General features: G+C 42.0%; 18 protein-coding genes. 7 read left to right on the top strand and 11 right to left on the bottom strand.

Annotated features, from left to right (window positions below):
• Window positions 1-29 precede the first annotated feature (29 nt).
• Window positions 30-962, bottom strand: coding sequence for a CPBP family intramembrane glutamic endopeptidase (locus HMPREF9186_RS01940; protein ID WP_009731141.1), 933 nt, complete (start codon window positions 960-962; stop codon window positions 30-32).
• 262 nt (window positions 963-1,224) lie between these two features.
• On the opposite strand from HMPREF9186_RS01940, the gene HMPREF9186_RS01945 reads away from it, so the two are divergent.
• Both HMPREF9186_RS01945 and HMPREF9186_RS01950 read left to right on the top strand, forming a co-directional pair.
• The gene (locus HMPREF9186_RS01945) at window positions 1,225-3,408 is read left to right on the top strand and encodes an amino acid ABC transporter substrate-binding protein/permease (protein WP_009731142.1); all 2,184 of its coding nucleotides are present in this window, start codon (window positions 1,225-1,227) and stop codon (window positions 3,406-3,408) included.
• Window positions 3,408-4,148 (top strand): amino acid ABC transporter ATP-binding protein, encoded by a 741-nt coding sequence (locus tag HMPREF9186_RS01950; RefSeq protein WP_009731143.1) that lies wholly within the window; start codon window positions 3,408-3,410, stop codon window positions 4,146-4,148. The genes HMPREF9186_RS01945 and HMPREF9186_RS01950 overlap by 1 nt, the downstream gene beginning before the upstream one ends.
• A gap of 382 nt (window positions 4,149-4,530) precedes the next feature.
• On the opposite strand, the gene HMPREF9186_RS01955 is transcribed toward HMPREF9186_RS01950, so the two are convergent.
• The 4 genes from HMPREF9186_RS01955 to asnS all read right to left on the bottom strand — a co-directional run bounded on the left by HMPREF9186_RS01955 (window position 4,531) and on the right by asnS (window position 10,825).
• The gene (locus tag HMPREF9186_RS01955) at window positions 4,531-6,273 is read right to left on the bottom strand and encodes an ABC transporter ATP-binding protein (RefSeq protein ID WP_009731144.1); all 1,743 of its coding nucleotides are present in this window, start codon (window positions 6,271-6,273) and stop codon (window positions 4,531-4,533) included.
• Window positions 6,270-7,997, bottom strand: a complete 1,728-nt coding sequence (locus HMPREF9186_RS01960; RefSeq protein ID WP_009731145.1) for an ABC transporter ATP-binding protein — start codon at window positions 7,995-7,997, stop codon at window positions 6,270-6,272. The genes HMPREF9186_RS01955 and HMPREF9186_RS01960 overlap by 4 nt, the downstream gene beginning before the upstream one ends.
• A gap of 167 nt (window positions 7,998-8,164) precedes the next feature.
• Window positions 8,165-9,364, bottom strand: a complete 1,200-nt coding sequence (locus HMPREF9186_RS01965; RefSeq protein WP_009731146.1) for an MFS transporter — start codon at window positions 9,362-9,364, stop codon at window positions 8,165-8,167.
• A 117-nt stretch (window positions 9,365-9,481) separates the two neighbouring features.
• A complete protein-coding gene (gene asnS, locus HMPREF9186_RS01970) occupies window positions 9,482-10,825 on the bottom strand; it encodes an asparagine--tRNA ligase (RefSeq protein ID WP_009731147.1) in 1,344 nt (447 codons plus the stop codon).
• Window positions 10,826-11,142: 317 nt separating this feature from the next.
• Here asnS and HMPREF9186_RS01975 point away from each other — a divergent pair, with 317 nt between their 5' ends.
• A complete protein-coding gene (locus HMPREF9186_RS01975) occupies window positions 11,143-12,165 on the top strand; it encodes a hypothetical protein (RefSeq protein ID WP_009731148.1) in 1,023 nt (340 codons plus the stop codon).
• Window positions 12,166-12,224: 59 nt separating this feature from the next.
• Here the strand turns inward: HMPREF9186_RS01975 and HMPREF9186_RS01980 are convergent, their stop codons facing one another.
• Both HMPREF9186_RS01980 and HMPREF9186_RS01985 read right to left on the bottom strand, forming a co-directional pair.
• Window positions 12,225-13,403, bottom strand: a complete 1,179-nt coding sequence (locus tag HMPREF9186_RS01980; RefSeq protein ID WP_009731149.1) for a pyridoxal phosphate-dependent aminotransferase — start codon at window positions 13,401-13,403, stop codon at window positions 12,225-12,227.
• 16 nt (window positions 13,404-13,419) lie between these two features.
• On the bottom strand, window positions 13,420-13,833 hold the full coding sequence (locus HMPREF9186_RS01985) for a cell wall elongation regulator TseB-like domain-containing protein (RefSeq protein WP_037614003.1): 414 nt from the start codon (window positions 13,831-13,833) through the stop codon (window positions 13,420-13,422).
• A gap of 293 nt (window positions 13,834-14,126) precedes the next feature.
• Between HMPREF9186_RS01985 and HMPREF9186_RS01990 the strand changes: the two genes are divergently transcribed.
• The gene (locus HMPREF9186_RS01990) at window positions 14,127-14,573 is read left to right on the top strand and encodes a MarR family winged helix-turn-helix transcriptional regulator (RefSeq protein WP_009731151.1); all 447 of its coding nucleotides are present in this window, start codon (window positions 14,127-14,129) and stop codon (window positions 14,571-14,573) included.
• A gap of 271 nt (window positions 14,574-14,844) precedes the next feature.
• Here HMPREF9186_RS01990 and yaaA read toward each other — a convergent pair whose 3' ends face one another.
• The gene (yaaA, locus tag HMPREF9186_RS01995; protein WP_009731152.1) at window positions 14,845-15,570 is read right to left on the bottom strand and encodes a peroxide stress protein YaaA; all 726 of its coding nucleotides are present in this window, start codon (window positions 15,568-15,570) and stop codon (window positions 14,845-14,847) included.
• A gap of 66 nt (window positions 15,571-15,636) precedes the next feature.
• Here yaaA and HMPREF9186_RS02000 point away from each other — a divergent pair, with 66 nt between their 5' ends.
• From HMPREF9186_RS02000 to HMPREF9186_RS02010, 3 genes are all read left to right on the top strand, one after another.
• On the top strand, window positions 15,637-16,137 hold the full coding sequence (locus HMPREF9186_RS02000; protein ID WP_009731153.1) for a DUF1836 domain-containing protein: 501 nt from the start codon (window positions 15,637-15,639) through the stop codon (window positions 16,135-16,137).
• A complete protein-coding gene (gene trhA / locus HMPREF9186_RS02005; protein WP_009731154.1) occupies window positions 16,112-16,759 on the top strand; it encodes a PAQR family membrane homeostasis protein TrhA in 648 nt (215 codons plus the stop codon). Before HMPREF9186_RS02000 ends, trhA begins: the two co-directional genes overlap by 26 nt.
• 63 nt (window positions 16,760-16,822) lie before the next feature.
• Window positions 16,823-18,127 carry an aminotransferase-like domain-containing protein gene (locus tag HMPREF9186_RS02010; protein WP_037613880.1) on the top strand — a complete coding sequence of 435 codons (1,305 nt, stop codon included), beginning with the start codon at window positions 16,823-16,825 and terminating at the stop codon, window positions 18,125-18,127.
• A 19-nt stretch (window positions 18,128-18,146) separates the two neighbouring features.
• On the opposite strand, the gene HMPREF9186_RS02015 is transcribed toward HMPREF9186_RS02010, so the two are convergent.
• The 3 genes from HMPREF9186_RS02015 to HMPREF9186_RS02025 form a co-directional block, all read right to left on the bottom strand.
• The gene (locus HMPREF9186_RS02015) at window positions 18,147-18,395 is read right to left on the bottom strand and encodes a hypothetical protein (RefSeq protein WP_009731156.1); all 249 of its coding nucleotides are present in this window, start codon (window positions 18,393-18,395) and stop codon (window positions 18,147-18,149) included.
• 242 nt (window positions 18,396-18,637) lie between these two features.
• Complete coding sequence (locus HMPREF9186_RS02020; protein WP_009731157.1) at window positions 18,638-20,392, bottom strand: ABC transporter ATP-binding protein; 1,755 nt, start codon at window positions 20,390-20,392, stop codon at window positions 18,638-18,640.
• Complete coding sequence (locus HMPREF9186_RS02025; protein WP_009731158.1) at window positions 20,379-22,133, bottom strand: ABC transporter ATP-binding protein; 1,755 nt, start codon at window positions 22,131-22,133, stop codon at window positions 20,379-20,381. Before HMPREF9186_RS02025 ends, HMPREF9186_RS02020 begins: the two co-directional genes overlap by 14 nt.
• Between the last annotated feature and the right edge of the window lies 1 nt (window position 22,134).

Consider the following 22,134-nt stretch of genomic DNA (forward strand, 5'->3'; position numbering starts at 1 on the left):
ACTTTCAGACATTACACAGAAGTTAGTCATTAAACTCTTTCTTTCCTCTCTCCTAAACGATAAACAATCACGACGGATACTAGAAGAACCAGAGTTGTGATGATCGATCCTTCCGCTCCAAATTCCCCTCCAGTCAACCAGTCAGGTCCTGACCCCATGGTAAAGGTAAAGATAGAGGCATCTGCCCCCGTCCCACTGACTTGAAAACCAAGGAGATTGCCTTGTACATAGTTCCAGGTGCCGTGTTGGGCGACCACTAGCCAAATACTATCCGTATAGATAAAAAGCAGAGCAGCCAGCACTCCATCGAGGATGATATTCAGAACGGATAAGAAGGTCACTCCTGCATTTCCCAGATGAAGAATGCCAAAGAGACTACTAGAAATCCCGATTGCTAAGGGAAGATTGGTTCTTGCAGCAATCCGAGTCAGGAGCCAACCCCGCGTCGCTACTTCTTCTGTCCCACCTTGAAGGAGCCAAAATGGGAATAAACCTAGAATAAAGAGGATGGGTTCTAAACTTAATTCATTCAGTTCAAAAGACCCAATTCCACTTACTTGGTAGACAAGGGCAATCACACCCATTTGAAGCAGTGAAATCAAGATTCCCCAACCTAGATACTTTAGCCAGTTCTTTTTTACAAAACCTAAAGTCGATAAGGGATTCTTCTCAATGAACTTCACCCAAAAAATAAAGAGTAAGAGAATAAATACAAAACTGAAGAGCTCATAATAGAGAATATAATGGTAGAAAAACTCTTGAATACTTGCAACCCCATTTCCTGGTGAGAAGAACTCTGTTAGAGTACCTATTGCAATGGAAAATGGTCCCACCAATTCACTACTGATCCATAGTCCTCCTTCTATAAAGAAGGAAGCTAAAAACACGTAGAATAGTGTAGAAACGAAAACTGGCACAGAAGCTTTCGTTTTGATACCTTGAATGATCATCCCTTTCTTCATCTAATAACCTCCATTTATCTGATAGGTCCATTGTAGCAAAGAAAATCCAGACCTGCAACACCACTTCATGTCAGAAAACCTAACATCGAAAGTTGATTTTTCTTGCTGAACTGATACTTTTCTGATATAATAGCTTTTATAGAAAAACATAAGATCATTCATACTCTATTTGGTATGAATGTTTTGTTTTTTCAGGCCATCCTTTGGTCAATGCACTCATGGGTCAAACACCCAAAGAGAAATGAAGAAAAAGGAGACAGAAATGAAGAAAAAATTACTAGCCTATTTGCTTTTCTTATTTCCACTGGTAGCATTCGCTGGTCATGCTCATGCTGAGACGATCAAGGTCGTTTTCGACACAGCTTATGCTCCGTTTGAATTTAAGGATTCAGATCAAACCTATAAAGGAATTGACGTAGAAATCTTGGACAAGGTCGCTGAAATCAATGGCTGGGATTTAGATAAATCCTTCCCTGGATTTGATGCTGCAGTTAATGCTGTCCAAGCTGGTCAAGCGGATGCCATTATGGCCGGAATGACCAAAACAACTGAACGTGAAAAAGTCTTCACCATGTCTGATACTTACTACGATACAAAGGTTGTCATTGCAACTACAAAAGCCGACAAAATCACGAAGTACAGCCAATTAAAAGGGAAGACAGTCGGTGTCAAAAACGGTACTGCAGCCCAACGCTTCCTCGACAAAAACAAGGACAAATACGGCTACAAGATCAAGACTTTTGATACGGGTGATCTCATGTACAACAGTTTATCAACTGGTGCAGTGGATGCAGTCATGGATGATCAACCCGTCATTCAATATGCCATCCAAAAGGGTCAGGACCTAGCGATAAATATGGACGGGGAAGCAGTCGGTGGCTTTGCCTTTGGTGTTAAAAAAGGTGGAAATCATGAAAAGTTGATCACTGAATTTAACAAGGCCCTCGCTCAAATGAAAGCTGATGGAACACTTGATGAGATCATCAAGAAATGGACCGGTGAAAGCCAATCAACTGCTAACAGTGCTGTTCCAACAACAACTACTCCTGCTGGACAAAAAGCAACGCCTAAAAAGTCAAAATATGTAATTTCAAGTGACTCATCTTTTGCACCATTCGTTTTCCAGAATGGGAAAAATAAGTATACAGGGATCGATATGGACTTGATCAAGGCCATTGCCAAAGACCAAGGATTTACCATTGAAATTGATAACCCTGGATTTGACGCTGCGGTAAGTGATGTCCAATCTGGTCATGCGCAAGGAATGATCGCAGGGATGACCGTGACCGATGCTCGGAAAGAAACATTTGATTTTTCTGAACCATATTATACTGCTAACTCTATTCTTGCAGTCCAAGAAGATAGTAAGATTGATTCTTACGATGACTTAAAAGGTAAGACGGTCGGTGTTAAAAACGGAACTGCATCGCAGACCTTCCTTGAAAAGAATAAAAATAAATATGGCTACAAGATCAAAACTTTCTCTGACGGGGCTTCTATGTACGACAGCTTGAACTCAGGTTCTGTCGCTGCGATTATGGATGACGAACCCGTCATCAAATACGCTATTAAACAAGGACGTAAATTCAAAACACCTATCGAAGGAACTCCAAGTGGTCAACTAGCATTTGCCGTTAAAAAAGGTGAAAATCCTGAATTGATCGAGATGTTCAATAACGGTCTTGCAAACTTAAAGAAAAATGGCCAATACCAAAAGATTCTCGATAAATATCTTAAGTCAGATAGCAAATCAAGTACTTCAAGTACAACAGCAGATGAAACAACGATCTGGGGCTTACTTCAAAACAACTACAAACAATTGTTAAGTGGTTTGGGTGTAACCCTTGCCCTTGCACTTCTCTCTTTCGCGATTGCTATGGTGATCGGTGTTATCTTTGGGATGTTTAGTGTTAGCCCTTATAAGTGGCTCCGCTGGACAGCAGAAATCTTTGTCGATGTTATTCGTGGGATCCCACTCATGATCCTCGCTGCCTTCATCTTCTGGGGAATTCCAAACTTGATTGAATCGGTCACAGGTCATCAATCCCCAATCAACGACTTTGTCGCAGGTACCATCGCCCTCTCTCTCAATGCTGCTGCCTATATCGCAGAAATTGTTCGTGGGGGGATCCAAGCTGTACCGATTGGACAGATGGAAGCCAGCCGAAGCCTTGGGATCTCTTATGGCAAGACCATGCGCAAGATCATCTTGCCACAAGCAACCAAACTCATGCTTCCAAACTTTGTTAACCAATTCGTCATTGCCCTGAAAGATACGACTATTGTGTCTGCAATCGGATTGGTAGAACTCTTCCAAACTGGTAAGATCATCATTGCTCGAAACTACCAAAGTTTCAAGATGTATGCTATCCTTGCCGTCTTCTACCTCGTGATTATCACCTTGCTAACACGATTTGCAAAAAAATTAGAAAAGAAGGTTAACTAATGGCTAAATTAAAAATTGATGTCCATGACCTCCACAAATACTATGGTGAAAATGAGGTCTTAAAAGGAATCTCAACGAAATTCTACGAAGGGGATGTGGTCTGTATTATCGGACCGTCCGGTTCTGGTAAATCTACTTTCCTTCGGAGTCTCAATCTCCTCGAAGAAGTTACAAAAGGTCAAATTACCGTAAATGGATATGATCTAACCGATCCAAAAACCAATGTTGATTTGGTCCGTGAAAATATTGGGATGGTTTTCCAACACTTCAACCTCTTCCCTCACATGAGCGTCCTAGAAAACATTATGTTTGCGCCAGTAGAGCACAAACTGATGACTCGCGAAGAAGCTCAAAAAGTCGGGATGGAATTATTAGAAAAAGTTGGTCTCGCAGATAAAGCCGATGCCAATCCAAACAGCCTTTCCGGTGGTCAAAAACAACGTGTGGCCATTGCCCGTGGACTCGCCATGAATCCAGATATTATGCTCTTTGACGAACCGACTTCTGCCCTTGACCCTGAGATGGTTGGAGATGTATTGAACGTTATGAAGGACTTGGCCAAGCAAGGGATGACCATGATTATCGTCACCCACGAGATGGGATTTGCCCGCCAAGTGGCCAACCGCGTCATCTTCACCGCAGATGGTGAATTCCTCGAAGACGGCAAACCAGACCAAATTTTCGATAACCCCCAACACCCACGTTTGAAAGAATTCTTGGATAAGGTTTTAAACGTTTAATTGAGATAAAAACGAGTGGTTCCTGAAGCATCTAGCAAAATTGCTAGATGCTTTTTTTAGACTAAAAAAGCATTTTCAAACCTGAAAATGCTTAGAATGTGGACTAACTATTTTAAAATAAAATAAGTAAAACGTTTCTAAAAGGAACAACAATGATTTTCAATTTTTAAAATGAATCAAGAAAATATTGAAACTTTCCGCTGTGAGAAAAGTGCTAGAAACAAATCAGTTTCTAGCACTCGGGAGTTTTGAAACTTTAGGTTCAAAACTAAGTCATGGAACTTCGTAGAAGTTCGCTGACTTCCGTACTCACCTAAGGAAAGTTTTGAATATGTCTTTATCTTCAATCTAAGCATTTTCAAATCTGAAAATGCTTTTCATGTTAACGAATCTGTTGCTGAGCTGTTTGCATCTTGTAGTAAACACCTTGTGCTTGCATTAGCTCTTCATGAGTGCCATGCTCGACAATATCGCCATCCACCATGACAAGGATCATATCGGCATTTTGAATGGTCGATAAGCGGTGGGCGATGATAAAGCTGGTCCGTCCCTTCATGAGTTGATGAAAGGCATCTTGAATCAAGGCCTCAGTCCGAGTATCAATGGACGATGTCGCTTCATCCAAGATCAAAATCTTAGGAACGGAAAGGAAAACACGCGCAATCGTTAAGAGCTGACGTTGTCCTTGAGACAAAGACTCTCCAGCATCTGAAAGATAAGTATCATACCCTTGTGGCAACTGCCTGATAAAGAAATCCGCATTGGCCGCTTTGGCTGCTTCTATCACTTCTTCTCTGGTCGCATCTGGACGAGAAAAAGCGATATTTTCATGAATCGTCCCGACCTTGAGCCAGGTTTCTTGTAGAACCATACCAAACTGTTGGCGGTAGGAAGCACGGGTGTAGTCCGTAATCGGCACCCCATCAATCGTAATCATCCCAGAGTTCACAGGGTAGAAACGCATGAGTAGATTGATCAAGGTCGACTTCCCTGCTCCTGTAGGCCCTACAATCGCTACCTTACTAGCGGCTGGAACCTGAATGGTTAAATCTTTGATCAAGGTCCTCCCTAAATCATAGCCAAATGCGACGTGCTCAAAACCTATCGCTCCTTTGACATCCTGAGTTTCTATAACACGATGTCCCGTCTCTTCGATCTCAACTTGATCCAATACGCTGTACAGGCGCTCTGCGCAGGCAAGAGCACTTTGGAGTTCTGACAAGACAGAAGAAATATCATTAAAGGGTTTGGTGTATTGGTTGACATAATTGAGGAAGGTCACTAATTGACCGACAGTAAAGTGAGATCCCGAAATAATCCGTACGGCTCCAAATCCAGCCACTACCGCATAAATCAAGGCATTCACAAAGCGAGTTGCAGGATTGACCGTTGAAGAATAAAAGACAGCAGATTGGGAATACTTGGCATAGCTTTCATTCGTTCCTTTAAAAGCCTTACGGAATTGATCCTGAGCGTTAAAGGACTGGATTAAACTTTCCTGGGTCAAAGACTCTTCGATCAACTGAGTTTGCAGGCCACGCGCCTTGGTTTGTGCTTGGAAAAGCGTATAGGAGCGCTTGGCAATGAAACGAGCAATCAAGAGAGACAATGGGGTCAATACCAGAACTGCTACCATCATAAAGAAATCCAATCCTGCCATGGTCACGATGGTGACAAGAATGGTTAAGAGGCCCACAAAGAACTGGTTAAAGACCATGAGAAGACCGCTATTAAGTTGCTCTACATCGGTTGTTAAACGACTGACGAAATCCCCACTTCCTTGCTTGTCCAGATAAGACAAGGGCAAGCGATGCACTTTTTCCATTACTTTTTCTCTTAGGGTTTGGCTAAACCGATAAACCAATTGATTGTAGAGAAGAGGATTAATCCATTGGATCAAGGTATTGGCCACAATGATTAGAAGCATCTGGATCAAAACGGGCCATAAGACTTTCATCCCTTGAGGATTCATGACCAAGTCAACCGCATGTCCGATCAGGATCGGTAACCAAACCGTTAAGCCAACTTGAACGATAGTTCCAATACTGGCTAGAATCAGGAGACCGGGATGGTGAGCAAAATCTCTAAAGAGACGTTTTAAATAACTGGAACGTTTTTGACTCATGCTTCCTCCCTTCCGTGTTGTGAATCATGAATTTCTTGATAAATCTCATTCGTGGACAAGAGGAAATCATGATTTCCCAGTCCTACTTGATGCCCCTTATTCAAGACCAAAATCTGATCAGCCGACTTGAGACTATTGGTTCGTTGAGATACTAAGATCAAACTTGTGTCACTCAATTCTTCTTTAATCGATTTTAAGAGACGAGCCTCCGTCAAATAATCCAAGGCAGAAGTCGAATCATCCAAAACCAAGAAAGGGGCCTTTTTCAAAAGAGCACGCGCAATGGTCAACCGCTGGCGTTGGCCACCTGAAAAATTTCGACCAAAGGCTTCTACCGGCTCATCCAGCTTTCCTTCTTTTTCACGGACAAAATCAGCCGCCTGAGCCGTTTCTAGCGCCCACCACAAATCATGATCCGTCAGACTTTCATCCATCCCTAATAAGAGATTCGAGCGGATAGTTCCTCTAAAGAGCTCTGCCTTCTGTGGGACTACAGCTATCCACTCCCGCCATTCCTTGAGAGTTCTAGGAGAGTGACCTTGATGATAGAGGGCTAATTTTCCCTGACTAACAGCATACAAATGACTCAATAACTGAACAAGGGTGGACTTCCCAGATCCTGTACCACCGATAATTCCCAGCATCTGTCCTTGGTCAAGATCAAAAGAAATTCCCTCTAGGGCTGGGCTTGAAGCCGTTGGATAGGTGAAAGAAACTTCCTCTGCACTGATCGCTTCTTGCTCTCTTGCAGTTTCTTCTGGCAGAGCTTCTAAGAGGTCTTCTTCCTTCAAATCAAAAATCTCTTGAACACGCTTAGCTGAAATATAGCTGACATTTAAAGACGTGACCAGCATCGCCAGTTTGATCAATTCTGTTAAAATTTGTAATAAATAATTGACCAAAGCGACCAACATCCCTTGGGTTAAAAGACCAGCAGAGATATTCAATTGTCCTTGCCAAATGACACAAACCAAGGTCGTATTGACCACAAGGAAGGTCAAGGGACTGACCAAACTAGACCAGATACCAGCGCGAATTTGCCAGATCTTGTAGTCCTGATTGACCTCTCTAAAGTCCTCTAATTCACTAGACTGTTGTCCAAAGGCCCGAATCACCCGCATCCCTTGAAATTGCTGACGCGTCACTGTGACCATTCGGTCTGTGATTTTCCGGATCTTGGCAAAAAGAGGATTGACAATCCGAGACATGATCACAATAATCAAGGTTAAAATCGCCACCATCCCCAAGAACCAAAGGGTTAGTTTAGGACTGATGGTGAAAGCCATGATGATAGAACCAAAGACAATAATCGGTGCTCTCAAAAAGAGGCGCAAGAATTGGTTGATCCCAACCTGAATTTGATAGGTATCAGAAGTGAGACGGGTTACCAAACTAGAAGTCCCGATCCTATCGCGCTTGTCCTTTGGAAGTGATAAGATCTTCTCATACAAATCCTTGGTCATCTCGCGGGTAAAGCCGACAGCTGCTTTAGAAGAAAAATACTGGGCCGTAATAGCTACGACGACACCAAAGCTCGCAAATAAAAACAAAACACCGACCGTCATCACCACTGCGCTCGTTTCCTTTTTCGGAATGACCTGATCGACTAAGTGGGCGATGATTAAGGGGACACACAATTCAAAAATAGCTTCTAAAAGCTTAAACACGGGCCCTAGAAAAGTTTCCCATAGATAGCCCTTAAAATACTTCAATAAAGATTTCATACTACTCGATTCTAATTGTAAGAGATGTACCTATTTTATCACAATTTTTAAAGATAAAAAAACTCTCCCTGCAAAGCAGAGAGAGTTCGTTCGGTTTTTCTTGACCAGCTTATTCAGCATGCTCTTGTTTCATTTGCACTTGTTTAGACGAATGAAGGCCAGGAATGTTATTCCATCTTTGTCCCCTTATTTAAGATCTTGCCCATTTTCCTCAATCCAATCAGTAAGAGTGGGAAAGAAAGGAGTGTTATCAGGCCTAGCACAAGAAAAACAACTACAAATCCACAAGTATCGATCAACCAACCAGTAAGTGGGAAGATCACAATCATGGAAAGACTAAACATCATGGAATTGATACTCAGCATGGTTGCTCGTACACTAGAAGGTAAATAAGCTTGTAGCTCATTGTAGTAAATGGGTTGATAAACTGCGTATAGTGCATTGGTCAAAAGATAGACACTCAGATAGGCAAATGGAGTCTTGAAAGCTACCAAAAGCAAGGCCAAACCTGTCAACGCAACCAGAATTGGAAAGACTTGATTACTATTCCATTTTTTCCCGATTTGACTGGCCAGATAAACCGCTAGGAGATTGAATCCACTGCCAATCAACATAATGAGCGAAACTTGCCAACTGGCTAAGTCACTGATTTTCTGTTGGTAGTAAAAATAAAACATACACATGATGGTTCCTAGCAGCTGATAGGTGAGCATCCAGTAAAACAAGACAGGTTTTTCCTGCCATTCTTGTTTCACTACTACCAATATCCGTTTTAAGGTCAAATGATTTCTTTCACTACTCTTGCTCTCTGGCTCTTTCATCAGAAAAATCAAGAGAATGGAAAGCAAGGAGAGTCCAATAGCAATCAGGTAAGTCCAAGCCAATGCTCCATGAACAAAGAAGCCTGCCACAACGGTACCTAAAGTTCGGGTGACTTCGGCCACCCCAGACAAAAAGCTAGAAATCTGAAGATATCGGTCCTTTTGCCCTGCTTCTACCGCAGAATCGTATAAGAAAGCGGTACTGGTCCCTGAGTCAAAATTGTAGGACCAAGCATTGACCATCATAGCAAGCGCATAAATCCAAAAATTCCCCTGACCAAGTAAGATCAAGATAGAGGACATAATACTGGCCAAGCGAGCCAAATAGAGATTGGCCTTGTAGCTAAATCGATCTGCCAACATACCTGATGGGATCTCACACAAGAGACTGGTCCCATGAAAGATACTTTCTAGTAAACCGATTTGAAGCAAGGAAAGACCATTTTGAATAAAGAATAAAATCCAAAAACTGGTAATTCCAAAATAAGATGTGAATTCCAGACCTGCTAGGAGTGGAATATTGCCTTTGTAAGTTCTTTTAAACATTGTTTTCTCTCTTTCCATATGTAGTATGAGGGTTTCTAAAAGACTTACCTAGATTTGCCTACATTTTCTCCACCTCTTTCATTAAAGTAAAAACGCCAGACGGCGTTTTTATAGTTATTAAGGTTTGATACGGTGCAACATACGTGGGAATGGAATAGCTTCACGGATGTGTTTCGTTCCAGCTGCGAAGGTGACCATACGCTCGATACCGATACCAAATCCACCGTGTGGTACTGTACCATATTTACGAAGGTCAAGGTAGAATTCGTACTCTGTAAGATCCATTCCAAGTGATTCCATCTTAGCGACAAGGGCATCGTAGTCTTCCTCACGCATAGAACCACCGATGATTTCTCCGTACCCTTCTGGCGCGAGCAAGTCTGCACAAAGCACGCGATCTGGGTTCCCAGGAACTGGTTTCATGTAGAAAGCCTTGATGTCAGCTGGATAGTTGATCACAAAGGTTGGTACACCAAAGTGGTTTGAAATCCACGTTTCGTGTGGTGAACCGAAATCATCTCCATGTTCCAAATGTTCGTAGTCAGCATCTTCGTCGTTTTCATGCTCTTGCAAGAGGTCAATCGCTTCATCGTAAGTAATGCGTTTAAATGGCTCAGCAATGTAGCGTTTCAAGAGCTCTGTATCACGTTCCAAAGTTTCCAAGGCTTGAGGAGCACGATCTAGAACACCTTGAAGCAACGCTTTAACATAAGCTTCTTGCAAGTCAAGTGACTCGTCGTGTGTCAAGTATGAGTACTCCGCATCCATCATCCAGAACTCAGTCAAGTGACGACGAGTTTTTGATTTCTCCGCACGGAATACTGGTCCAAAGTCAAAGACGCGACCAAGGGCCATAGCACCTGCTTCAAGATAAAGCTGTCCTGATTGGCTCAAGTAAGCTGGTGTTCCAAAGTAGTCTGTTTCAAAAAGTTCTGTAGAGTCTTCTGCAGCATTTCCTGAAAGGATTGGGCTATCAAATTTCATGAAGCCATTCTTGTCAAAGAACTCATAAGTTGCATAGATAATAGCGTTACGGATTTGCATCACTGCTACTTGTTTGCGTGAACGCAACCACAAATGACGGTTGTCCATCAAGAAGTCTGTTCCATGTTCTTTTGGAGTGATTGGGTAATCTTGAGATTCTCCGATGACTTCGATGTCTGTAATATCCAACTCATAACCAAATTTTGAGCGCTCATCTTCTTTGACAATCCCAGTCACAAAAACAGACGTTTCTTGGCTCAAGCGTTTGATGGTATCAAATTTTTCAAGCCCCACTTCTTCTCCGAATTTTTCGATAAAGTTTGGTTTGAAAGCCACACCTTGGAAAAAGGCTGTTCCATCACGCAATTGCAAGAAGGCAATTTTCCCTTTTCCTGATTTATTCGCTACCCAAGCACCGATAGTCACTTCTTGACCGACGTAGTCTTTTACTTCGATGATGGTAATCCGTTTTGTCATAATACATCTTCCTTTTCTCATTGTACTTGTCCGAAGACATTATCATTTCTCATTTTACCACAAATAGAAGCTAATAGCTATCCTCTACCGTCGAAATATCAAAATTTTAACGGATGACATGACTCTCTAATTGATCACACGTCCCAATCTGTTGAATAGCCCTTGTTTTCTCAAAATCTTGAACCACTTTTTAAAAAATCCACACTTATTTGATTTTTCAAACTGAAATCCTTGCATTTCAGGTCATGAAACTTGCTTTTTTTTGACAGAGAAAACTTTTTCAAGCTATAATATCACTACATAATAAGGAGGAAAATATGAAAAAGAAAATTCAACTAACAACAGGATTGTGCGCTGCTGTTTTAGCCCTCAGTCTTGCTACTACCACTTATGCAGAGGAGCAAACTGCATCTGCCGAAGCACCAATGACTGAACTACAGGCAACCCCTTCCCTAGCTCCGCTTGCTTCAGAAGAAACTGTTACACCAGTAACTCCAGAAGCACCTTTAAGCCTCAGTACAAGTGAAGAAACTCCGACAGAAGCTCCCTTAGATCCACGAATCTCTGAAATTCGTGTTATCCATCGTCGTCGGACTCTTAAACCAGACTATTCTCCAGTTGCATCTTCAACAGATGTCGTCTACAAGACAGTTGAGGCACGTGCTTTTACCGAATATGACGTATCTGGAAATGGACCAGCAACCGTTACAGACGAAAATGGAAAAACATGGTATCGAGTACGTTATTCTGAGCTTGATATTAAAGATGGCTTCCATTACAAGAGCGCTCCTGAAAAAGGCACTGCCACCGCGCCCGTCATTGAAGTCATCCATCTCTATGATGATATCGATTTGAATCCTGAAGTTGTAAAACGTGCTCGTTTTGTAGACGATAAGGGACAAGAAATTGCTCCTTCCCAAGAAAATAGCGTCGAGCGGAGCCTTGATTTGGCTTATGAAGCTGGTCTTCCTAAAGCACCTGCTCAGATCCAAGCCAATGGAAAAACTTATACTTACCAATCTGCTGACAAAGGGGAATTAACTTCCCATAAACTCCATGTTTCAAACCTGGTTACAGTAACCTATTTCTATAAAGAAGACACCACACCAGTTGTTGAAAAACCTGTAACTCCTCAGCTACCAGAAAAACCTAGTCAAAAACTCCGTCTTCCAAAAGGGAATAATGGAGTAAAAACACGGGTTCCAGTTGGTAAAAAAGTTCAAAGTAAACCAGCTAGTCCAGAAGTAAAAAAATTCCGCCTTCCAAAAGGGAACAATGGCGCAAAGACACGTATTCCTGTTAAAAAAGGACATACTATCCTTGCTGTCGATTATTTATAAGCAGGAATTTCCTAGCCTATCAAAAAGACCTTTGTCAGTTGAGACAAAGGTCTTTTCTTTTATTTCTCCATAAAGGCCTTGATACGGCGAACCGCTTCTTTTAGCGTATCCAAGTCTGTCGCATAAGACAAGCGTACATTTTCTGGGGCACCAAAACCTGCACCGGTTACCAGAGCCACCTCCGCTTCTTCTAAAATCGCTGTGGTAAATTCTGTCACATCCGTGTAACCCTTCATCTCCATGGCCTTCTTCACATTTGGGAAGAGATAGAAGGCCCCTTGAGGTTTGATAGCTTCAAAACCAGGCACTTCATTCAAGAGAGGATAAATGGTATTCAAGCGTTCCTCAAAAGCTTGACGCATGGTCTCAATAGAAGATTGATCTCCTGTGAGTGCTTCGATGGCAGCATACTGAGAAACCGTCGTCAAATTCGAAGTTGTTTGGCTGATCACCTTGGCCATAGCCCCGATAATCTCAGGATCCCCCACTGCAAACCCAACACGCCATCCGGTCATAGCATAAGTTTTGGAAACGCCGTTAATCACGATGGTTTGCTTGCGAATCGCTTCTGACAAGCTAGAAATTGGCGTGAAAGTATTGCCATTATAGACCAAACGACCATAGATATCATCTGCCAAAATCAAGATGTCATGCTCAACAGCCCAGTTGCCGATCGCTTCGAGTTCTTCTTTGCTGTAGATCATTCCTGTTGGATTGGATGGCGAATTTAGCAAGACAACCTTGGTCTTGTCTGTCCGTGCTGCTTCCAGTTGCTCAACTGTTGCCTTAAAGTGATTTTCTTCTGTTGTTTGGAAAGTAACGGGTGTTCCTTCAACCATCTTGACTTGATCCACATAAGAGACCCAGCAAGGTGTTGGAATGATGACTTCATCACCTGGATTGATAACAGAAGTAAAGAAAGCATAAAGGATAAACTTGGCACCTGTACCGACTACTACTTCATTGCGGCTGACAGCATAGCCATAAAACTCTTTCATATAGTCACTAATGGCATCCTTCAATTCTGGAAGTCCAGACGCTACCGTATAAAAGCTAGCTCGACCATCCTCGATAGATGCAACTGCTGCTTCTTGAATGTTTTTTGGAGTCGCAAAGTCAGGTTGACCAAGCGTCAAACTCAAGATATCACGACCTTCAGCTGCCAAAGCTTTAGCACGCGCATTTGCTGCCAAGGTCACACTTTCTTCCATTTCCAATACACGATTTGATAATTTCATATTTCCTCCTCAAATCTTAAAAAACACTAGTTACTTTCCCAGTCTTAAAATCCACCACATAATAAGAACTGCCAGACTTAACTTCCCAGATCGGTTTTCCCTTAAAGCGACCAAAAGTTACTCGATCAATCGCGTCCTGACTCTCCTCTTTCACAAGCGCGATAGCCTCCTTCTGGCTAGTCCCTTCTACTAAAGGATAAGTATAGACCTGATCATTTGCCTGCGCGACCAAGACCGCCAGCTTTTGCCCCTCTTGGTCCTTCCCGATAAAGGAAACATAAGCTTCTTTACCATGAAAGAAACTCTCCCTATCAATTGTGGCTAAGGAAGAGTGAGACAAAGCTACTTTTCTTGCTTGCGCAATTTGATTGTGCATGCGATCAGAAGTTTTTTCAGCAAGAAATAGCCAAGAAAAGAGAACCGTAACTATTACGATACAAATTCCTATAACGTGTTGCCATACGATAAAAAGATTTTTTTTCTGTTTCACTCCCCCATTATACACCAAAGCCACTTAGAATTCTATAGATTTTTTAAAGAAAGAATTGTTACTAATATTTCATCTCTTTTATAATATTTTAGTATAAAATTGTTTGAGCAACAAAGTAAAATTAACATCTTTAACACCATTTGTTCATAGTTGGATAAATTTGTTACAATTTTGTAACTAATTTGAAAATAAAATTAAACGACAGAAACACTATTTATTGATAAAATATAGATATGGAAAATTTAAAGAGATTATTCAAAGAAGCAAACGTAGATTTAAAAACCATGATCGTCTTCCACAAGGCAGAACGATTGATCCGTGCATCTGAAGCGCATATCTTTAAAAAGCACCAGTTGACACCAACTCAATTCTCTGTACTTGAGACTTTGTATACTAAGGGCGATCTCCGCATTCAAGATTTGATCGACAGCATCCTTGCGACCTCCGGAAATATGACAGTTGTAATCCGTAATATGGTTCGTGATGGCTGGATTACACGTGAAACAGATCCAGAAGACCGTCGTGCTTATCTTGTTTCGATTACAGATGCTGGTCGTCAAAAGATCGAGGAAGCACTTCCAGATCATATCAAAAATATCCAACGCTTGATGCAAGTCTTTAACAGTGGCGAACAAGCTGAATTGACAGAACTTTTGAAGAAATTCAAACACATCGCCTAATTGCACAAATCAAGATGGTAATGACTCCAAAATTCTTCATTTTGGAGTTTTCGTGGTGCATTCTCTTTATCTGATAGATCAAAAAAATGAGAGTGGGACAGAAATCGGTCATTCGTTAGGATTCGATTTCGTCGTCCCACCTCCGCACAGTTGAGTAGGGCTGTAAAAGCTGATAAAATCAGCGTAGTAGAGCCCACTCAACCACTGCGTCTTGCTCGACAATCCAAAGACAATGGAGAGGCTAGGACTTTTGTCCCAGCCTCATTTTTATTTATTCTTTCACAAATACCCATTCTTTCTCTTGCGATAAATCCTCACGATATGAGAAACCTGCTACTTCTAATAGTTTCAGATCTTCTAGCTGGCTAATACCTGCTTTCATCATAGCAGTGACCATAGCACCTCGTGCTTTTTTTGAAATCGTCGAGTGAACTTTAAGTTTGCCACCACGGTTCTCCATAAATTTAATCTGTATCATTCGTTCTCGAATGCTTTTTGAGAAGACCATTTCGAACTCAGATGACAAGAGTGATAGGATCTGCTCCTCTTCTTCTATAGATCGATCGTACTCCTCTTTCCAGAGCACCTTTAAAGACTGCCCAGCAGGTTTTAGCTTCATCATAAAGTCTAGACGATGGGAAGCAATCCCTTCATAGGCTGGGATAACTCCATAAAGGGCAGTGGTGATCAACAAATGTTCCTGAAGATAGGCCTGCTCTTTTTTGGATAAGTCCTGACGCTGGATGCTTCGGTACATCAGGCCGTCAAAGAGTTCTAACGCAGGATAGGACTTGGCACTCCCATTTAATAGAGACTCAATCCTCTCCTTTTCTACCTGGGCTCTTTCCTCTGAAATCCCGTAAAAGCTAGCCAAATCTGCTAGCGAATAGTCCTTTAAAGTTTGGAGGATTGTTTGTGTATGATCGGATAAGGGCTTTGCCTCGACGGTACGAGCCTGTTCGTTCAGTTCTTTAGCGGATGGAATTAATAGTTTCATAGTCCTATTGTACCATATTTTTCAAATTTTCTTGACAGGAGTTTTTATTAATGTTATTATCTAGTTATGAAAACCAGATTAAAGAAAGGTGAAGATTTTGTGTCCACTTTTTCCTATCCAACATGGGAGCAACTGCCTGAGCTAGACCTCTATCTCGATCAGGTCCTGCTTTATGTCAATAAAACATGTGCACCTGTTCTCTCTTCTTCAGACAAGGGCTTGACGGCTGCCATGATCAACAATTACGTGAAACATGGTTACATCGAAAAGCCTGAAAAGAAAAAATACCAGCGTCACCAAGTAGCTCGCTTAATCGCTATTACAACCTTAAAAACGGTCTTTTCGATCCAGGAGATCTCTTCTACCCTGAATTTTTTACAAAAAGAGGCTAGCTCCGATCTTCTCTACAATAGCTTTGTCGCTTATCTCAATGAGCAAAAAGAGCCACTTGCTCCAATTATTCGCTCTGCTTGTCAGACCGTACAACTGTATCTAGAAACTCTATCTTATATTCAACCATCAAAAACGGAGGATGAACCAGATGAATTACACCATGAAACTAAGTAAAAAATTATCTTTTGGAGAAGAGATTGCAAACAGCGTTACCCATGCGGTTGGGGCTTTCCTCATGCTGATTCTGCTTCCAATTTCCGCTATCTACAGCTTTGAGCAGCACGGTCTTCTTAGTGCTTTTGGGACTTCTATTTTTGTCATTAGCCTCTTTTTGATGTTTCTGTCTTCGACTATCTACCATGCCATGTCTTATGATTCTCCTCAAAAGTATGTGCTTCGCATTATCGACCACTCCATGATCTACATTGCGATCGCAGGCAGTTACACGCCAGTTGTCCTCACCTTGATGAACAACTGGATGGGCTATAGCATTATCTTTATTCAATGGAGCACTACTATTTTTGGTATCCTCTACAAAATCTTTGCTAAAAAAGTCAATGAGAAGTTCAGCCTAGCTCTTTACTTGATCATGGGCTGGTTGGTTGTCTTTATCATTCCTCAAATCATTAGCCAAACAACACCAGTTTTTTGGGGACTAATGCTCATGGGTGGCCTGTGCTACACTGTTGGAGCTGGCTTTTATGCTAAGAAAAAACCATACTTCCACATGATTTGGCATCTCTTTATCCTTGCGGCTTCTGCTCTTCAGTATTTAGCCATTGTATACTTTATGTAATCCTGCCACCACTCTTTTGAGTGGTTTTTTTGTGTCTTTTCCTGTACAATAGAAAAAAACTGTATGGGGACAGCTATGACGAAAACAAGCAAATACCAACAAATTAGCGCATTTTTAAAAGAAGCTATTCAAGAGGGCCAACTTGAAACCGGGCAGAAAATTCCTTCTGTTCGCCAGTTGGCCAGTCAATTTACTTGCAGTAAGGATACCGTTCAGCGGGCTTTGCTAGACTTAACCTATCAGCACTTGATTTACGCCAAGCCTCAAAGTGGCTTCTATGTTTTGGAGCAAGAGCCGGGTCGCCACCAAGATCTCCCTCTTAAATTCGAGGAAGACCGGAACCAAGCTTTTGAAGATTTTCGGACTTGTATCAATGAAACCTTAATCGGTCGTGAAAATTATTTATTTAATAATTTTTCAGATCAGGCGGGCTTGCAAGAGGTACGCCAGTCTATTCAGGCTTTATTAGAGGAGGAAAGTATCTATACAACTGCAGATCAGATTGTATTGACCTCTGGAACTCAGCAGGCGCTTAATATCCTCAGCCAGATTGACTTCCCCAATAAAAAATCGCAGATTTTGATCGAGCAACCGACTTATCATCGGATGAACCAGCTCCTCGATACTCAGCAACTTCCCTACCGGACGATCGAGAGAACCTTAAAGGGGATTGATCTCGAAAACCTTGAGGAGATTTTTAAAAGTGGCCATATCAAATTCTTTTACACCATCCCCCGTTTTCACTACCCACTCGGTCATAGCTATTCCCCTAAGGAGAAAGAAGCTATTTTACAACTAGCGGATCAATATGATGTCTACCTAGTCGAGGACGACTATCTGGCCGATCTCGATGCCAGTAATGCTCCTTCTTTTCATTATCTGGATCGGAACAACCGGGTCATTTATATCAAATCTTTTTCGACCAATCTCTTTTCTGCCCTTCGAATCACGTCCATGATTCTTCCCAAGGAACTCCTAAAGCCGGTCTTAACCTATAAGACCATTCTAGACTATGATAGCAACCTCATCATGCAAAAGGCTTTAAGCCTCTATATTGATAACGGGATGTATCTAACAAATAAAAAAAGACTCCTAGCTCGAAGAAAAGAGGAAGAGACAAATCTGAAGACCTTAATTTCTCAGTCTTCCCTCCTATCTCAACTCACCCTGAACCACGACGGGGTCCTAGTTGATCTCAGCCACGTTAGATCCCTTGCGGCCTTAAAACACAGTGGCCTCCCTCTTGATTTTTTTGAAGCAGCCTATATTGCTAACTGTCCTTATCAACTAGTTAAGATCAAATCAGCTGATGTTGCTCGTGTTTTACCTGAACTCTCCTCCTTATTTAAAACAGAAAACCTCGTATAAAACTATACGAGGTTTTCATCTATTTCTTCAACTGCTCATAGATTATTTTAGCATTTTGAATACCGACATGATAGTCTAGACGAATTAAGCGAATCGCTTCCATCTCAGATTCTTTGAGGTACTTTTCCTTTTGTTCCTTGGGGATACTACCTGGTTGAAGGAGATAATGGGTAAATTGACTTCTGACTTTATTGAGCTCAACTTGAAGAGTGAAATAAAGTCCAAACAAGACAAGGACAACCCCCATCAGGATAAGATCATTTGACATAGCTTGTGCTTCCTTTTCTGTTCTTTTCTCTATTTTACAGCTTTCCATCAACAAAAACAAGAGGCTGGGACAAAAGTCCTAGCCTCTTGTTTTTGGATTGTCGAGCAAGACGCAGTGGTTGAGTGGGCTCTACTACGCTGATTTCATCAGCTTTTACAACCCTACTCAACTGTGCGGAGGTGGGACGACGAAATCGAATTCTAACGAATGACCGATTTCTGTCCCACTCTCCTTGTTTGTCTTTATTTCATCATGCCTGCTTGGAGGTCGTACATTTTCTTGTAAGTTCCACCAAGAGTAATGAGTTGTTCGTGGTTCCCCGCTTCGATGATTCTTCCCTTTTCAAGAACATAGATACAGGTAGCATCCTGGATGGTTGAGAGTCGATGGGCGATGGCAATGGTCGTCCGACCTTGGCGCATCTTCTTCAGAGAGTTTTGAATTAACTCTTCAGTCTCTTGGTCAATATTTGCAGTCGCCTCATCTAAAATCAATATCTTTGGCCGGGCTGCAATGGTCCGAGCAAAAGCAAGAAGCTGACGCTGACCAGTGGATAAAGTCGATCCTCGCTCAGTTACTGGATGGTCATAGCCATCAGGAAGACTCTCAATAAAGTCTGCAACATCCACAAATTCCGCAGCTTCTTGTATTTTCTCATCCGACAATTCTTCATGATACATTCGGATATTGGAAGCAATGGTTCCATGATAGAGGAAGGGTTCTTGCAAGACTAAACCTATAGCATTTCGCAAGGCTTCTTGACTATATTCTTTGATATCGTGTCCATCAATCAAAATCTGACCACGATCAAACTCATAAAAGCGCATAAAGAGATTGATGATAGAGGATTTACCAGAACCAGTATGGCCGACAAAGGCAATGGTTTCTCCATTTTTGACCTCAAACGAAATATCTTTCAGGACCTCTTGTTTACCATCATAAGAAAAAGACACATGTTCAAAGCGAATATCTCCTCGTTTGATTTCTTCTCGGCTGCCGGCTTGCTTGGGTTCCTTATCTGATCGATCCATCACTTCAAAGACACGACCCGCAGAAATGGTAGAGGTCTGCAAAGTAGCAAAGTTCTGCGTAACATCAATCAAGGGTTGGAACAGCTGACTAACATACTGAATAAAAGCGTAGATAAGACCCGCTGTAAAGCCAGAGGACTGCCAATTGAGGCCGAAAAAGGTCAGAATAACTGCATAGGCCAACACCTGTAACAGAGTCATCGCTGGCCTTAAAAAGAGGGAATTGATATCCACAGACCGGTTGGCATAGTCCAAATGTTCCCCATTAATCTGTTCGAACTCATCCGTCAAACGTTTTTCTTGACGGAAAGCCTGCACGATCCGCATTCCTTCTATGGATTCAGATAATTTCACATTGATATCTGATAATTTCTGTCGGGTCATCTTGACCAGACGACTGGATAACTTGCGATAGAGACTAATAGAAAACCAAATAATCGGAAGAAAAGGCAAAATCCAAATAGTCAAATGCCAGTCCAGACTAAACATGGTCACCAAGGTCACTACAAAAAGTAAAAAGGATGAAACCAGACTTGAGAAGACTGTGGAAAACATATCTGCGACTGCCTGTGTATCATTGGTCACACGGGAAACAATCGAACCTGCTGCTGTCTGGTCGTAAAAAGCCATGCACAACCCTTGTAGATTGCGGAAAACATCTAGCCGGATATCTCTTACAATCGAATTGGAGACACGTGAAAAGGTCAATTGACTCAGATATGTTGCAAGCACGCGCCCAATAAATAGTCCATAATAAAGAATAAGAAACTGAAAAGCATTCATAACCGGTGAATCTGCTTCTTTTGGATCCACCAGGTGGTCAATGTACCAACGCGCCGCAAGAGGAATCGCTGTTAACAAGAGACTGGTCAAAAAGGTAAAGACCAATGCCAAAGCCGTCAACCACTTATAGCGCCACATGTATGTCAAGAGACGCTTCATGACAGGTGCTTCAGATGATTTCATTGAGCCTTCCCTCCATTTCTTCCGATAATTGTTGCGCTTGGTAGGTTTCATAATACCAACCTTGTTGGGCCATTAATTCCTCGTGATTTCCTCGCTCCTTTATCTGACCATTCTCCATTACCAGGATCAAATCCGCATGTACAACAGAAGACAAGCGATGGGCGGTAATAATCGTTGTTTTCCCCTCGCGTTCCTGCTTCATATTTTCTATAATCTGATGCTCCGTCTTAGCATCTACTGCAGAGAGGGAATCATCCAAAATTAGGATTTCCGGATTCATGACCAAGGCTCGACTCATAGCTATCCGCTGCTTCTGCCCTCCGGAGAGAGAAACTCCTCTCTCACCGATGACTGTTTCCATCTGGTCTGGCATGGCTAGGATATCCTCATAGACCCCACAAGTTCTCAGGGCATCGATTAACTCTTCTTCCTTGATCTGTGGATCAGAAAAAGCCACATTCTCGCGAATGGTCATGGCAAAGAGGATCTGATCTTGAGGGACATAGCCAATCAAGCTGCGCAAATCGTCCAACCGATAGTTTTTGATGATGATCCCATTTAGAAAGATAGCTCCCTGATCTAAGTCGTGCTCTCTAAGTAAGAGACGCAACAAGGTGGTCTTTCCAGATCCAGTTGGTCCCACAATGCCAAGAGTTTGCCCTTGTTCTAAGCGAAAATAAACCTTTTCAAGAACAGGCTCTTTCTCATAGGAAAATTCTTCGATAGCATACTCCAAATCTCCATTTTGAATGCCTGTGACTGGATGAACTGGATCTTTGATAGCAGGCGTTTCCGCTAAAAGTGTTTCAATTCGCTCATAAGAGACGCTAGCCCTCTGACTAATATTAAACAAAAATCCCATGGCTTGTAGGGGCCACACCAACATATTGAGATAAGTGATAAACGTGACGATTTGACCAACCGTCAAGCTCCCCTCCTGGACAAAGAGGCCCCCAAAATAAAGGGTTAAGACATAGGAGAGACCTACAAAAAGAAGAGTGGTCGGATCAAATAAAGCATTATAACTAGCTGAAGTCATATTCTTTTGAAAGACCATTTGATTGGTCTTTTCAAAGGCTTGAATCTCATCTTCTTGAAAGCCAAAGGATTTGGTTACCCTAACACCAGAAACTGATTCCTGAACAAAGTTGTTCAATTCTGAAAAGCCTTCTTGGGCTTCCTTGAAGGCCTGATGATTTTTGCGTCCAATAGCTGAAGTCACTAGGACCATGACCGGCAAGGGGACAATCGCTAGTAGGGTTAAGCGCCAATCAATCATGAAAAACATACTAATTAGGGTTACCAAGGCTGTCACAGAGGCATCGACTGCAGACATGACCCCACCACCTGCAAACATGGTTACTGCATTGATATCATTGGTCGCATGCGCCATGAGATCCCCTGTTCGATAGCGCTGATAGAAAGAAGGCGACATGAATGTAAATTGTTTAAACAAGCGATAACGTAAAATCCGGGCCAACTTATTGGCGGTTCCAAATATATAGCGACGCCAAATAAAACGAAGTCCATACATGGTAAGAGCTACAATGACTAAAAGTGCGATATCCATAAATAACCGCCATGGCCTTAACTGTCTATTATCAATCAAATCAATCACCATTCCCATGATTCTTGGAGGAATGAGATTTAAAAAACTGACCAAAATCAAGGACCCTATCCCAATCAAATAGCCCTTCTTTTCGACTTTAAAAAACCATGAGAGTTTCCCTAACAGGTTCATT

Source organism: Streptococcus sp. F0442 (genome assembly GCF_000314795.2).
In the GTDB taxonomy this organism is placed as follows: Bacteria; Bacillota; Bacilli; order Lactobacillales; family Streptococcaceae; genus Streptococcus.

What these genes read in the sequence shown, in the direction of transcription:
- HMPREF9186_RS01940 (WP_009731141.1), bottom strand. Translation starts at nt 962, where the DNA reads ATGAAGAAAGGGATGATCATTCAAGGTATCAAAACGAAAGCTTCTGTG.
- HMPREF9186_RS01945 (WP_009731142.1), top strand. Translation starts at nt 1,225, where the DNA reads ATGAAGAAAAAATTACTAGCCTATTTGCTTTTCTTATTTCCACTGGTA.
- HMPREF9186_RS01950 (WP_009731143.1), top strand. Translation starts at nt 3,408, where the DNA reads ATGGCTAAATTAAAAATTGATGTCCATGACCTCCACAAATACTATGGT.
- HMPREF9186_RS01955 (WP_009731144.1), bottom strand. Translation starts at nt 6,273, where the DNA reads ATGAGTCAAAAACGTTCCAGTTATTTAAAACGTCTCTTTAGAGATTTT.
- HMPREF9186_RS01960 (WP_009731145.1), bottom strand. Translation starts at nt 7,997, where the DNA reads ATGAAATCTTTATTGAAGTATTTTAAGGGCTATCTATGGGAAACTTTT.
- HMPREF9186_RS01965 (WP_009731146.1), bottom strand. Translation starts at nt 9,364, where the DNA reads ATGTTTAAAAGAACTTACAAAGGCAATATTCCACTCCTAGCAGGTCTG.
- asnS (WP_009731147.1), bottom strand. Translation starts at nt 10,825, where the DNA reads ATGACAAAACGGATTACCATCATCGAAGTAAAAGACTACGTCGGTCAA.
- HMPREF9186_RS01975 (WP_009731148.1), top strand. Translation starts at nt 11,143, where the DNA reads ATGAAAAAGAAAATTCAACTAACAACAGGATTGTGCGCTGCTGTTTTA.
- HMPREF9186_RS01980 (WP_009731149.1), bottom strand. Translation starts at nt 13,403, where the DNA reads ATGAAATTATCAAATCGTGTATTGGAAATGGAAGAAAGTGTGACCTTG.
- HMPREF9186_RS01990 (WP_009731151.1), top strand. Translation starts at nt 14,127, where the DNA reads ATGGAAAATTTAAAGAGATTATTCAAAGAAGCAAACGTAGATTTAAAA.
- yaaA (WP_009731152.1), bottom strand. Translation starts at nt 15,570, where the DNA reads ATGAAACTATTAATTCCATCCGCTAAAGAACTGAACGAACAGGCTCGT.
- HMPREF9186_RS02000 (WP_009731153.1), top strand. Translation starts at nt 15,637, where the DNA reads ATGAAAACCAGATTAAAGAAAGGTGAAGATTTTGTGTCCACTTTTTCC.
- trhA (WP_009731154.1), top strand. Translation starts at nt 16,112, where the DNA reads ATGAATTACACCATGAAACTAAGTAAAAAATTATCTTTTGGAGAAGAG.
- HMPREF9186_RS02010 (WP_037613880.1), top strand. Translation starts at nt 16,823, where the DNA reads ATGGGGACAGCTATGACGAAAACAAGCAAATACCAACAAATTAGCGCA.
- HMPREF9186_RS02015 (WP_009731156.1), bottom strand. Translation starts at nt 18,395, where the DNA reads ATGTCAAATGATCTTATCCTGATGGGGGTTGTCCTTGTCTTGTTTGGA.
- HMPREF9186_RS02020 (WP_009731157.1), bottom strand. Translation starts at nt 20,392, where the DNA reads ATGAAATCATCTGAAGCACCTGTCATGAAGCGTCTCTTGACATACATG.
- HMPREF9186_RS02025 (WP_009731158.1), bottom strand. Translation starts at nt 22,133, where the DNA reads ATGAACCTGTTAGGGAAACTCTCATGGTTTTTTAAAGTCGAAAAGAAG.